Consider the following 12,197-nt stretch of genomic DNA (forward strand, 5'->3'; position numbering starts at 1 on the left):
GCGTCTACCTACTAGTAGATAGGGACAGCCTGGCCGCAGCGGAGTGGACCCGTCAAGAACGATGAGATCGTCGTCACGCCTACCTATCGACAGGTAGGCTGGTCCCCATGGACCGAGTCGACACCCGGGGCGCCCTGCTCGACCACGCGACGCGGCTGGTCCGCACCCGGGGCTACGCCGCGTTCAGCTACGCCGACCTCGCCGCCGCCGTCGGCATCCGCAAAGCCAGCGTCCACCACCACTTCGCCACCAAGGAACTGCTCGGCGTGGAACTCGTGTCCCGCTACACCGAACGGTTCCAGGCCCGCCTGGCCGACATCGACCACCACGCCACCGACCCGGTCGACGCCCTCCACCGCTACGCCGCCCTCTACCGCGAAGGCCTCTCCACCGGCGAGGCATGCCTGTGCGGCGTCATCGCAGCCGAGGTCGCGGCGGTACCCCCCGCGGTCGCAGCAGGAGTCGCGGACTTCTTCCACCTCAACCGCACGTGGCTGACCACCGTCATCGAATCCGGCAAGCACTCGGGAGTCCTAAACCCCTCCCAACCCCCACCCGCCCACGCCGCAACCTTCCTCTCCACAATGCAAGGCGCCACCCTCATCGCCAGAGCCCACAACGACCCCCCCACCTTCACCATCACAACCACCACCGCGATCGCCATGCTCACAACAGATCCCGGCCCATCCCTACCCTGAACCCCACCAACGGATAGGCATTCCCCAGAAACGTTGGTCGCGGAGCCAGCTTCGCTCACCCACTGCTGTACTTCGCCGCTGCTCTCAACGGCAGAGGCCCTACCCGGCGAACCGGATAGGGCCTCTGACCTGCGTGGGCGATACTGGGATCGAACCAGTGACCCCTTCGGTGTGAACTATGTACAGCATATCGCGTTGACCTGCCGGAATGCGTTCTGACAGGTCAACGCGTGTACGTTCCGAGTCGTTGAGTGCAGTTCTTCGCTGTTTGGAGCGCATTTCTGCTCCCCATTTGCTCCCCGGTATGCTCCCCGCGCACGGGTGCGGCACGACAGTCCGATGAGGCGCTTTGGTGAAAAGAATGCGCTGTGGTCGTCGCAGGCGCGCTTTGGCGCTCCGTGGCCGCGTCGAGCCGTACTGGTTGGGCGCGGCCGAAGAGCTCGCCACGGGCCCATGCAAGTAGGCACAACTCTCCAGTTCTGCTCCGGCTCCGGTGTGCGTTCGACTCTCGGGCGGGAGTACCAAAGGATGGGAACAGGGCTGACCAGCGGATTCGTACCGGCAGCCTGGTAGTTGGGGCGCGCTTCTCGCTGTGACATGTCGCAGACCGGCGTGCCGTTGGATGGCGGTGGGCAGGTTCTAAGGCCGCATGAAGGACCAGGTCATCACTGGTGGCCTGGTTCGCCGTGCCCCGAACATCCGCTACTGCCGATGAGCGAGTGAACCTCGATGTGGTGCAACCGTCAACTTTCCAGGATGGAAACTTTGCAAATCTGGAAAGTTTAGCTAGTGTGACCGTCATGGCTACAGAGGACGGCGGGCTGCGCGAACGCAAGAAGCGTGAGACCCGCCTCGCGTTGAGTCATGCCACCATCCGGCTCGCTCTGGAGCGCGGGTTCGACAACGTCTCGGTGGAGGACATCGCCGCCGCGTCGAACGTCTCCGAGCGCACTTTCCGCAACTACTTCACGAGCAAGGCCGAGGCCGTCGTCGCCGCGCACACCGAGCGCGGGCACCGCATCGTCGAGGTATTGCGAGAACGCCCGACCGACGAATCGCTCTGGGACGCGCTCGTCAACGCGGTCGTCGCGCAGTTCGAGCCGCCGCCAGACAGAGCCGGCACGCCGAGGGAAGACAGGTACACCTCCGCGCTCCAGAAACTGCTCACCGAGCCCGCGGTCCAGCACGAGGTGTTCCGCGCCCACCTCACGTCGCAGGACGAACTGATCGTCGCCATCGCCGAGCGCACCGGCACCGAGGCCACCGACCTGTACCCGCAAGTCGTCGCCGCGGTGATCAGCACCGGGCTCGGCACGGCGATGGCGCACTGGACGCGCGACCCCACCCAGTCGCTCGTGTCCCTGCTGCACGAGGTCTTCGATCAGATCCGAGCTGGGTTGCCCGACCCGCGTTAAGCCCGACCCGCCAACAAAGCCCGCTCGACGGGCTGTTCAGCATGCCCAGAACAAGGGAGTGACAGCCATGGATGTAGTCGTCGTCGGTGGCGGACCCAACGGCTTGATGCTCGCGTGCGAGCTCGCGCTCGGCGGCGTCCGTCCGGTCGTGCTGGAGCGCTTGACCGAACCCAACAAGGAACCCAGGTCCAACGGTCTCGTCGGCCAGGTCGTCCGCATGGTCGACCGCCGCGGGCTGTTCGAGCGGCTCAGCGGCCAACCAGGCCCGCCGCAGGCCAACAGCAGCTATTTCATATTCGCTGCGATGCCGCTCAACCTCGGCCTTCTCGATGACAGTCCCATCTACAACCTCCCGGTGCCGGAGATCAAGACCGTGCAGGTCCTGGAAGAACGCGCGACGGAACTCGGTGTCGAGATCCGCCGCGGCCACGAGCTCACCGGCCTCACCCAGGACGACGACGGGGTCACGCTCACCGTCCGCGACCCTGACGCACAGGCCTACGAGCTGCGCACCAGCTACGTCGTCGGCGCAGACAGCGCGCACAGCCCGGTCCGCAAGGCCGCGGGCATCGACTTCCCCGGTGTCACCTACGACCGGACGACCAGCCGCACCGTGCACGCCGTCGTGTCACACAACTGGCTCGACCCGACCACCGGCGCGCTGAAGGTGCCCGGTCACGGACCCGTCATGCCATTCCTGCCGGTCCGCACCGCGCGCGGCGGCTTCTCCTACGCGCCGCTGCCCGGCCTCCCGCCGCTGGTCGCCACCGTCGAGTGGGACCAGCCCGAGTCCGACGAGCCCATGACCTTCGACGAGATGCGGGCCAGCATCAACCGAGTGCTCGGTGTCGACGTCCCGATCGAGCCGCCGCCCGGCACTGGTCCGCACGTGCTGCGACGGATCAACGGCGGCAACACCCGGGTCGCCGACCGGTACCGGGACGGCAGACTCTTCCTCGTTGGCGACGCGGCGCACGTCTTCGCCGCCGGTGGCACCGGCCTCAACCTCGGCATGCAGGACGCGATCAACCTGGGCTGGAAGCTCGCGGCCGCGATCAGGGGCGGCGCCGATGTCCTCGACACCTACGAGGCTGAGCGGCGTCCGATCGCCGATCGGACCATCACCTACTCGCAGACCCAGGCCGCGTTGCTGTCCCCCGGCGACGACATCACCGGCCTGCGCCAGTTGTTCGGCGAGTTGCTCACCCAACCAGGCGTCGTGCAGGTTCTCGCCGACCTCGTCGCAGGCGCGGACGTCCGCTACCCGGTCGGCGACGGCGCCCACCCGCTGACAGGCTGGCCCGCACCCGATCTGAACCTGCACACTCCCGACGGCACGGTCCGCCTCGCCGAGCTGATCCGCCGCGCGAAACCTCTGCTGATCGACCTCACCGAGGACGGCGACCTGCACGCGGACGGCGTCGAGGTCGTCCGCGCCACGGCGGCCACCGACGTCAGCGCGCTCCTGCTCCGCCCGGACTCCTACGTGGCGTGGGCGTCGTCCGAGACGCACCCCAACCAGGACGAGCTGCACAACACCATCCAGCAGTGGTTCGGCGTCCCGGTCAACGCGTAGAACAAGCCCTCGCCGGGCCAGCCCGGTCGCGCCTGCGGGAAGTCCAGAATGGACCCAAGAGCGCTGGTGCTCGCCCTGTGGTCGCGGGCAACGGCCTGACTGGCGCACCGCAACCACAGGACGCGAGCACACCGCGCGAATCGCCGGCGCCGCCGTGCTGGATCGGTCGCCCTGGGTGATCAGCGTGTAGGTGCCTGGTCGATACCCACGTGCTCGATGTGATTCGACCGGGAACTTGTCGGCCGAGCCGTGAGCCTTCGCGGAGGAAGGTGACCCGCTCGGCGACCGGGTTCCCCGGGGTTCCCGGCGCCTGCGCGATCCACTCCGGCCACGGCGGAGCCGGTGGCGCGCGGGCCGCTTCCACAGAGGATGATTGGACCATGTCGTCGAGCCAGTCCAGCGATCGGATCCGCCGGACCGAGCGGTGGTTCGTCCGCGAGGGTGCGCCCACCATGATCGAGGGGTACGGGTTCGCCACCCACGTCCTGCCCCGGATGCTGCCCGCGCTCGGTCTCGTGACGTTGGCCAGCCTGGCCTGGCTGGTGCCGCTCAAGTCCGCCGGGCCGCAGCGCTGGGTGTTGCTGGCCTGTGTGCTCGGCGTGACGGTCGTGGCGTGGTTCGTGCTGCGCCTGTTCGCCCTTCGCCTGCCCCGGTTCACGAAGAGCGCGCGCGTGGTGATCCTGGTGGTGTACGCGACGATGCCGGTGGCCGTGCCGCTGTTGCAGCTGCTCGTGGACGACACCGTGACCCCACCGGGCGGGAGCGTGGTCGGATTGCTGGGGTTCGTGATCTTCTTCGCGGCGGTCTTCGTGGTCACCCTGGTGGCCACCACCTACGGGACGGGCACGCTCGTCCGGCGGGCGATCCGGCACACGCTCTACGACCTGCGCAACAGCGTGCACCTGCTCGGCCGGGCGCTGCCCGCGATGCTGTTCGTGACGCTGTTCCTGTTCTTCACCGGCGAACTGTGGCAGATGATGAACCGGTTGGACTGGTGGCGGTTGCTGATCGTGATCGCGTTGTTCGCCGCGATCACAGTGCTGGCCTCGGCCACCCGGTTGCGCGACGAGATCGGCCGGGTGGAGCAGGACCTGAGCCCGGACCGCCTTTCCGCCGCGTGCCACGGCACGCCGCTGTCGGGTGTGGCGATCGTGGAGCCGTTGCACGCGACACCCCTGAGCGGTCGGCAGAATCGCAATCTGCTGGTGGTGCTGGCCACTCGGCAGCTCGTGCAGGCCGGTGTCATGGGGCTGGCCCTGTTCGGGTTCTTCCTGGTGCTGGGGTTGGTGATGGTCACGCCGGAGGTCGCCGAGCAGTGGATCGGCGGACCTGTCGCCCAGTCGCGGTTGGTGCCCGGTATCCCGGTGGCGTTGCTGCGCAACGCCACGCTGTTCGCCGCGTTCGGCAGCATGTACTTCGAGATCACCTCCATGAGCGACGTCGAGCACCGGCAGCAGTTCTTCGCGCCGATCATCGATGAGGTCGAGCGCGTCCTTGCCGTTCGGGCGGTGTACTTGGCCGAGCGTTGATCCTGTGGGGTGTCGACGCTGCACGGAGTCGCCGAGCCGGTGCGCGGTGAGCCAGGCGACGGTGCGTACGACCACCCGTCGTCTGGACATGACCGCGAATCCCCTCCGGCCCGGGGACTTGCCTGCGAACTCGATCGTGGTCCGCAGTGCGGGGTCGGTCGCGCGGGGTGCGGGCGAAGCCGCCGTCGGCGAACAGGTGGCGGACACGGCGTCTGGTTCCGGCCACGATCTGGCGGTGCCGCGGTTCCCGCGGCAGCCGCTTGGCTGAGCGTGGTCGGCGACCAGGTCGAGAAGTCCGTGAGGCCCCGGTCGGCGGGAGACGTCCTGGCGATCAGGAGGATCCGCCCGAGGATGTGCTCACCCACCACGTTCGGGCGTCCCGCGCTCCATTCCGGGTCCAGTGCCGCGAGCCCCCGCTTGTCGAACGCGTGGATCACGTCGCGGACGTCGTCGTCGCTGACCTGCGCCAACGGAACGATGTCGGCCACCGCCCGCCCCTGAGCGGACACGAGCACGACGATCGCCCGACGCAACCGGCCCGGGTCTTTCGAGATCCTGGTGATCCGTGCGGCTTCGCACCCGAGGTGTTTGTTCGTCCTTGAGGTAGGCATCCGCTGTGTCCGTGTTCTCGGTACCGTCACCGATCCCGACCGGCTGCTGATCGTCGACGAAGGCCACCTGAGATCCGCGCTGGACCGCTTCGTCCGGCACGGCGTCGAGCCCAGCCCGATGGCTGGCCCTGCCTCGGGGGTAGGGCGCGCACTACCCCCAGGACGGGCCTCTGCTGGATTCACACCGGACCGCGGACTTCTTAACGTTTCCGTCACCGGGTAGTCGAGATCCAGAGGAGGACATCGATGAACAGAAGAACGCGACGTGCGTGCGGCGCGGTGCTGGTGGCAGCGGGGTTGCTCGGCGTGGTGTCGCCTGCGGCGGTCGCGGACGCCGGGACCTCGGTCCAGGAGCGGCATGATCGGGCAGGCGTGGGCGCGGTCTTGGATGAGCTGGCGGGGGCCAGCGGAGGCGGCGGCGTGGTGCTCCGGGTCAACGACCGACGAGGGGAGTGGGTCACCAGTGCGGGAGCCGCGGAACTCGGCAGGTCAACCCGACCCGTCCCCACCGGGCGTTTCCGCGCGGGCAGCATCACCAAGACCTTCGTGGCCACTACGGTGTTGCAGCTGGTCGGTGAGGGGAGGATCTCCTTGGACGCGCCGATCGCCTCGTACCTGCCCCGGTACGGCCTCGACCGCCGCATTACGGTCCGCATGTTGTTGCAGCACACCAGCGGTCTGTTCAACTACACCGGCGACGTGCGGGCCGACGGCACCCCGGATCCCGGGATCCCCATGTGGGACCAGGCGTACCTGGACAACCTGTTCCGCACCTACCGCGCCGACGAACTGGTGAGGTTCGCGCTGGCCAAGCCCGCCCGGTTCGAGCCGGGCGCGAAGCACACCTACTCCAACACGAACTACACGCTGCTCGGGCTGCTGATCGAGAACCGGACCGGTATCGACTACGCGACCCAGGTCGAGAGCCGGATCCTCAAGCCGCTCAGGATGAACGACACGGTCCTGCCCGGTACGAGAGCAGGCATCCCCGGTCCGCACGCGCACGGCTACCTGACGTTCGAGCAGAACGGCAAGCGGAAGGTCGTCGACATCACCAGGATCAACCCGTCCTGGGCGGGTGCCGCAGGGGAGATCATCTCCACCACCGCGGACCTCGACAGGTTCGTCTCGGCACTACTCGGCGGGAAGCTGCTCAAGCCCCGTCTGCTCAACGAGATGCGCACGTGGATGCCGACGGGCGCGCCGGGGGCCTCCATCGGGCTCGGGCTGTTCGCGAACGAGTTCGCCCCCGGCTGCACGGCTTACGGTCACACCGGCGGCACGCAGAGCCAGACGTCGTACATGTACAGCACGGCGGACGGCTCCCGACGAGTCGAGTTCTCGGTGAACCACGGTGTGCTGGACCGCGCCGACGGGGACGCCGTCCGGCGCATCGCCGCCGCGACCACAGCGCTCGCGGCGAAGGCGCTCTGCGGCTAGACAGCGTCCCGTGAGTCGGCGAGCTTGACGGCAGCACGCGGCTGCGTTCGCCGTGGTGTGTGGCCGGCTCCAAGCCGCTCGGAACCGTGGCACCGTGCCGCGCATCCCGCAACGCTGGGTGTCGACGGACTGGACCGCCTATCGCCCAGCGGTGGGCGGTCCAGTCCGTCGCGCTCGTCTTCCTGGCGCGTTGACCCCGGCATCCGAAGGTCCGCACGTGGTGCGCCGCCAACCGGATCGAGCTGGTGTTCCCGCCGACCTGCACCAGATCCCGCGGCGAGGGCTGGGCACCCCGCCGGCGGCGTCAGACCGTGACGGTGATCGGCTCGCCGAGCGGTGCCCAGCGGATCCCCGGTAGGTCCGCGAGCGCCCGTTCGACGGTCTCCGGTGGTTCGCGGAAGTGCTGCCAGCCCTCGTAGTGCACGGGAATGGCCGTGCGCGGCCGGATCCGGCCGCACAGGCGGGCGGCCTGGCGGGCGGTCATCGAGTACCGGATCGGGCCGGTGAGCGGGAACCGGACGCCACCTAGGTGCAACAGCACCGTGCCCACGTCGACCCGCCGTGCCACCTGCCGCAGGCCGCGGTGGGGCACGGTGTCGCCCGTGCACCACAGCGCGCCGTGGACTTGGTCGGGCCAGGCGAGGGCGAAACCGACGACATCACCCACGATGGGCGTGCTCAACGGCGGGCCGTGCCTGCACGGGGTGGCGGTGACCTCGATCTCGGGGCGGCCGGGGGACGTCAGCCGGGTCGTGCCCCACGCGCGCAGTCCCCGGGCACCCCCGCCGTGCCTGCGGGCACCCGACACCGTGGTGATCACGGTGTCGACCTCGGCCAGCAGCGCCCGCCCCGCGTCGTCGAGGTTGTCGGCGTGGTGGTCGTGGGTGAGCAGCACCGCGTCGACGCGCCCCACCTCGGCGGGGGAGATCGCCGGGCCGGTCAGCTTGCGCGACGACGCGCCCCAGCCGAACCCGTACCGGCGGCCCGGCGGGTCGAAGGTCGGGTCGGTCAGCAACCGCCAACCGCCGAACTCGACCAGTGCCGTCGGGCCGCCGATCCGGGTGATCCGGACCTCGGTCACCGGGCGTGCCGCAGCGCCCAGTCGAGGACGTCGTCGGCGATCCGCTGCCACCCCTCCTGCGCCGGGAGCAGGTGGGCGAAGCCGGGGTAGTCCTTGACCTCGGTCACCGCGGCCGACTTGTAGTGCTTGGCGTTGGAGTGCTGCACGGCGGGCGGCATGATGTGGTCCTCGCCGCCGGAGACGAACAGCAGCGGTGCGCGGTCGTCGTTGCTGTAGTCGACCCAGGTGTCCTGGTGGCCGGGTTGGAAGTTGGCCAGCACACCACCCCACACGATGCCACCGTTGACCGGGACCGCGTACCGCTCGTACAGCGCGCGGGACTCCTCCTCGGTGAAGGTGTTGGTGAACGCGTACTGCCACTGCTCGAAGGTGATCGGCACCGCCCGGTGCCGGTTGGCCGGGTTCTTGAACACCGGGAAGGTCGACTTGAGCTGGCTCAGCGGCACGACCCGCACGCCCTCGGTCGGGGCCGAGTTCAGCGCCACGCCCACCGCGCCGACACCCCGGTCGAGCAGCAGCTGGGTGAACGCGCCGCCCGCCGAGTGCCCGATCAGGATCGGCGGCGAGTCCAGCTCCGCGATCACCGCGGCGAGGTGGTCGACGATCCTGGGGACGGTCAGCTCCGCGATCGGCGTCGGGTCCGCGTTGAGCACCTCGACCTCGACCTCCAGACCCGGGTACGCGGGCGCCAGCACCCGGAAGCCCTTGCTCTCGTAGTGGGTGATCCAGTGCTCCCAGCTGCGCGGGGTCACCCAGAACCCGTGGATCAGGACGATGGTGTCCGGTGCGGTCATCACAGGCTCCTCAGGAAGGCGAGCAGGTCGTCGGCGAGCTGCTGCTTGTGGGTGTCGGTGATCCCGTGCGGCGCGCCGGGGTAGGTCGTGAGGGTGGCGTTCGCGATCCGGGCGGCGGAGGCCTTGCCGCCGACCTCGAACGGAACGACTTGGTCGTCGTCCCCGTGGATGACCAGCGTCGGCACGTCGAACGCGTCGAGGTCCACGCGGAAGTCGGTGGCGGAGAACGCGGCGACGCACTCGTAGGCGTTGCGGTGCCCGGATTGCAGCCCTTGCCGCCAGAACGCGTCCCGGATGCCCTGCGACACCTCGGCGCCGGGTCGGTTGTCGCCGAAGAACGGGCCATCGGCGAGGTCCCGGTACAGCTGGGAGCGGTCGGCGAGGGAACTGGCACGCAGGCCGTCGAACACCTCCAGCGGCACACCGCCGGGGTTGTCGTCGGTCTGCAGCATGAACGGCGGCACGGCCGAGACCAGCACCGCCTGCGCGACGCGGGCGGTGCCGTGCCTGCCGATGTAGCGGGCCACCTCGCCGCCACCGGTGGAGAACCCGACCAGTGTCACCTCGCGCAGGTCCAGGGTGTCCAACAGCACGGCCAGGTCGTCGGCGTAGGTGTCCATGTCGTTGCCGGTCCACGTCTGGCTGGACCGGCCGTGGCCGCGCCGGTCGTGCGCGACGGCCCGGAACCCGTTGCTCGCCAGGTGCAGCTGCTGGGCCTCCCAGCTGTCGGAACTCAGCGGCCAGCCGTGGCTGAGCACGACCGGCCTGCCCTCGCCCCAGTCCTTGTAGAAGATCCGCGCGTCGTCACTGGTCGTCACGTACGGCATCGGTTTCGGTTCCTCTCGATCTCGGTCAGACGTACCGGTCGTCGCGCGGGCGGGACGACCGCGGATGACGCGGAACACGTCATCCGCGACGCTCCGGCTCGCCCCTGGACCACGGCCGGAACCGTAAACGCGAACAGATCACACATGTCGGCTGTGCGCGCAGGACACCCGGCTCAGCGTGCAGAATGGCCCCCACCACATGCGGAGGCGAGTGATGGCCTACTTTCTCGACACCACCGATCTCCCGGCCGGGGGCCGGGTCGACGCGGTCCACGCGGCCATGGCGCACGCCTCGGCGCCCTGTCACGTGATCCACGAGACCGGCGACGTGCACGTCCGCCTCGGCGTGTGGGACCTGGGCAGCACCAACGTGTTCACCACCCACGCCACAGGCATCCGCTTGCTGCGCACCGGGAAGCAGGCCAAGCAGGACGCCAGACCTGTCGTGGCGCTGTCGGTGCAGCAGCGCGCGGACGGCCGCCACGAGCAGTTCGGCAGGCAGCGGGTGGTCGCCCCCGGCGACCTGATGGCCGTCGACCTCTCGGCCCCCTACGACTTCGGCTGGTCCGGGCGCGGGGGAGCGGGCTGCGTGCACGTCCCGGTCGACCAACTCGGCCTACCCGTCGACGTCGTCCGCCGCGCCATCCCCGACCTGCACCGCAGCCCGCTGTACCGCCTGGTCACCGACCACGTCACCAACCTGGTCGCGACCGCTGACCGCCTTGCCGCCGACCCCGGCGCCTCCGCACTCGACGCGGTGAACATCGAACTGGCCCGGGCGCTTCTGCTGTCCGCGGACCGCCCGGACCACCCGGCCCCTACCGACACCGTCCTCACCCATGTCCGCACCTACGTCCGCCGCCACCTCACCGACCCCGACCTCACCCCAGCCAAGATCGCCGCCGCCCACCACATCTCCGTGCGCAGGCTGTACGCGCTCTGCGCCGAAGCAGGCTTCAGCCTCGAACAGTGGATCATCGAGCAACGCCTGACCGCGGCACACGCCGACCTCGCCAACCCCGCGGTGAGTCACACCATCGCCACCACCGCCCGCCGCTGGGGCTTCCGGGACACGACCCACTTCGCTCGACGATTCCGCGCCCGCTACGGCCTCACCCCCACCGAGTGGCGCCAGTCAACCCGCTAGCCCATGACAAGTGTGGCACCGCCGCCCGTGCGACTACGCTATCTGCTCGGCTTGCGCCCAATGGATCGAGCACACGCATCGTGACTGCTGTCAGGTACGCCCGCCGGACCTCGTCGTGAGGTTCCCCCGGTAGCTTGGCGACCTTCAAGCGCGGTCTGATAGGGCATGAGGGAGTCCTTTAGTGGCAGCACCGATGAAGTACCGCGATGAGCTGGGGCTCGTGCGGTCCGGCTGTATCGGGAGTCGGACCCGAAGCCGGTGATCGCGCAGTCGGCAGGCCCGGCGTGCGTCGCGAGGCCCTGCGGAACCGGATCCGCCAAGACGAGGTCGACCGTGGTGAGCGGGGCGACCGGCCGACCACGACCGAGTCGGAGGAGTGGCGCCGCCTGCGGGCGGGAGAACGCCGAACTCAAGCGCACCAACGAGATCCTGGAGGCGGCGAGCTGGCCTCGCCGAGCACTGCCCGCACACGGTTGCCGTCGCGGTCCTGGCACCGGTCCTGGCACCAGGCGACTCGTTCGTGCAGCAGTGCCCGCACCACAGGTATCGCCTGCCTGGCGCCCCTGGCCGCCGACCGGGCGAGCAACACTGCGTCTCGCGGGTCGCCCACGGTGGTGATCTGGTAGGCCAGCGAAGACAGCAGCTGGCCGGTGAGAGCGTGGTCCGCCGCCGCTCGCGCCGCCACGACCCCGGACAGATATACCCGCTGTGCCTCGTGGTGGCGTCCGGCGTCGCTGGACACCGCCAGTAGTGCCAGCTCACCTAGGACGGTCAGCAGTCGCCTGCCGGTGTCCTTGGTATGGGCGGCTTGGTCGACGACATCGCCCACATGACGAAACTCGGTGTGCACCAGCGGCTACAGATCACCACCGCTGAGCATGTCATCCAGATACCGAAGTACCACCACCCGTGCTTCCAGCTCCGCAGCGGGTGTGGCGCCGACGCGCCGACCGGACCCGGTGTGAATCACCGCCGGGGTGTCCTCGACCAGCCACTCGTGCGCCAACCGCAGCGATCCTCGACGGGGACCACAGAAGGCGTCCCTGCTGCGTCCTGGGGCCTTCATTGCTCCGCGGCAA

10 protein-coding genes are annotated in these 12,197 nt (G+C 69.2%); 6 read left to right on the forward strand and 4 right to left on the reverse strand.

The window, feature by feature from the left end:
* Nucleotides 1-107 precede the first annotated feature (107 nt).
* The 5 genes from LV79_RS13365 (at nucleotide 108) to LV79_RS13385 (ending at nucleotide 7,269) form a co-directional block, all read left to right on the forward strand.
* Nucleotides 108-698, forward strand: coding sequence for a TetR/AcrR family transcriptional regulator (locus tag LV79_RS13365; RefSeq protein WP_253835552.1), 591 nt, complete (start codon nucleotides 108-110; stop codon nucleotides 696-698).
* An 800-nt stretch (nucleotides 699-1,498) separates the two neighbouring features.
* Entirely contained in the window at nucleotides 1,499-2,113 is a 615-nt protein-coding gene (locus LV79_RS13370) for an acyl-CoA-like ligand-binding transcription factor (protein WP_253835554.1), read from the forward strand.
* Nucleotides 2,114-2,180: 67 nt separating this feature from the next.
* Nucleotides 2,181-3,689 carry an FAD-dependent monooxygenase gene (locus LV79_RS13375; RefSeq protein ID WP_253835556.1) on the forward strand — a complete coding sequence of 503 codons (1,509 nt, stop codon included), beginning with the start codon at nucleotides 2,181-2,183 and terminating at the stop codon, nucleotides 3,687-3,689.
* A 380-nt stretch (nucleotides 3,690-4,069) separates the two neighbouring features.
* Entirely contained in the window at nucleotides 4,070-5,218 is a 1,149-nt protein-coding gene (locus LV79_RS13380; protein WP_253835564.1) for a hypothetical protein, read from the forward strand.
* Nucleotides 5,219-6,075: 857 nt separating this feature from the next.
* Nucleotides 6,076-7,269 (forward strand): serine hydrolase domain-containing protein, encoded by a 1,194-nt coding sequence (locus tag LV79_RS13385; RefSeq protein WP_253835566.1) that lies wholly within the window; start codon nucleotides 6,076-6,078, stop codon nucleotides 7,267-7,269.
* 304 nt (nucleotides 7,270-7,573) lie between these two features.
* Here the strand turns inward: LV79_RS13385 and LV79_RS13390 are convergent, their stop codons facing one another.
* The 3 genes from LV79_RS13390 to LV79_RS13400 are packed head-to-tail and all read right to left on the reverse strand — an operon-like array spanning nucleotide 7,574 to nucleotide 9,971.
* Complete coding sequence (locus LV79_RS13390) at nucleotides 7,574-8,350, reverse strand: MBL fold metallo-hydrolase (protein ID WP_253835569.1); 777 nt, start codon at nucleotides 8,348-8,350, stop codon at nucleotides 7,574-7,576.
* Complete coding sequence (locus LV79_RS13395; RefSeq protein WP_253835571.1) at nucleotides 8,347-9,144, reverse strand: alpha/beta hydrolase; 798 nt, start codon at nucleotides 9,142-9,144, stop codon at nucleotides 8,347-8,349. The genes LV79_RS13390 and LV79_RS13395 overlap by 4 nt, the downstream gene beginning before the upstream one ends.
* A complete protein-coding gene (locus LV79_RS13400) occupies nucleotides 9,144-9,971 on the reverse strand; it encodes an alpha/beta fold hydrolase (RefSeq protein WP_253835574.1) in 828 nt (275 codons plus the stop codon). Before LV79_RS13400 ends, LV79_RS13395 begins: the two co-directional genes overlap by 1 nt.
* Before the next feature lie 199 nt (nucleotides 9,972-10,170).
* Between LV79_RS13400 and LV79_RS13405 the strand changes: the two genes are divergently transcribed.
* Nucleotides 10,171-11,118 carry a helix-turn-helix domain-containing protein gene (locus tag LV79_RS13405; RefSeq protein ID WP_253835583.1) on the forward strand — a complete coding sequence of 316 codons (948 nt, stop codon included), beginning with the start codon at nucleotides 10,171-10,173 and terminating at the stop codon, nucleotides 11,116-11,118.
* 409 nt (nucleotides 11,119-11,527) lie between these two features.
* On the opposite strand, the gene LV79_RS13410 is transcribed toward LV79_RS13405, so the two are convergent.
* Nucleotides 11,528-11,947: an NsdA family TPR-like regulatory protein gene (locus LV79_RS13410; RefSeq protein WP_253835584.1), complete on the reverse strand. Its 420-nt coding sequence runs from the start codon at nucleotides 11,945-11,947 to the stop codon at nucleotides 11,528-11,530.
* Between the last annotated feature and the right edge of the window lie 250 nt (nucleotides 11,948-12,197).

Origin of the sequence: Actinokineospora globicatena, assembly GCF_024171945.1 — a bacterium.
In the GTDB taxonomy this organism is placed as follows: Bacteria; Actinomycetota; Actinomycetes; order Mycobacteriales; family Pseudonocardiaceae; genus Actinokineospora; species Actinokineospora globicatena.

Coding starts and splice junctions, on each gene's coding strand:
- LV79_RS13365 (WP_253835552.1), top strand. CDS start 108: ATGGACCGAGTCGACACCCGGGGCGCCCTGCTCGACCACGCGACGCGG.
- LV79_RS13370 (WP_253835554.1), top strand. CDS start 1,499: ATGGCTACAGAGGACGGCGGGCTGCGCGAACGCAAGAAGCGTGAGACC.
- LV79_RS13375 (WP_253835556.1), top strand. CDS start 2,181: ATGGATGTAGTCGTCGTCGGTGGCGGACCCAACGGCTTGATGCTCGCG.
- LV79_RS13380 (WP_253835564.1), top strand. CDS start 4,070: ATGTCGTCGAGCCAGTCCAGCGATCGGATCCGCCGGACCGAGCGGTGG.
- LV79_RS13385 (WP_253835566.1), top strand. CDS start 6,076: ATGAACAGAAGAACGCGACGTGCGTGCGGCGCGGTGCTGGTGGCAGCG.
- LV79_RS13395 (WP_253835571.1), bottom strand. CDS start 9,144: ATGACCGCACCGGACACCATCGTCCTGATCCACGGGTTCTGGGTGACC.
- LV79_RS13400 (WP_253835574.1), bottom strand. CDS start 9,971: ATGCCGTACGTGACGACCAGTGACGACGCGCGGATCTTCTACAAGGAC.
- LV79_RS13405 (WP_253835583.1), top strand. CDS start 10,171: ATGCGGAGGCGAGTGATGGCCTACTTTCTCGACACCACCGATCTCCCG.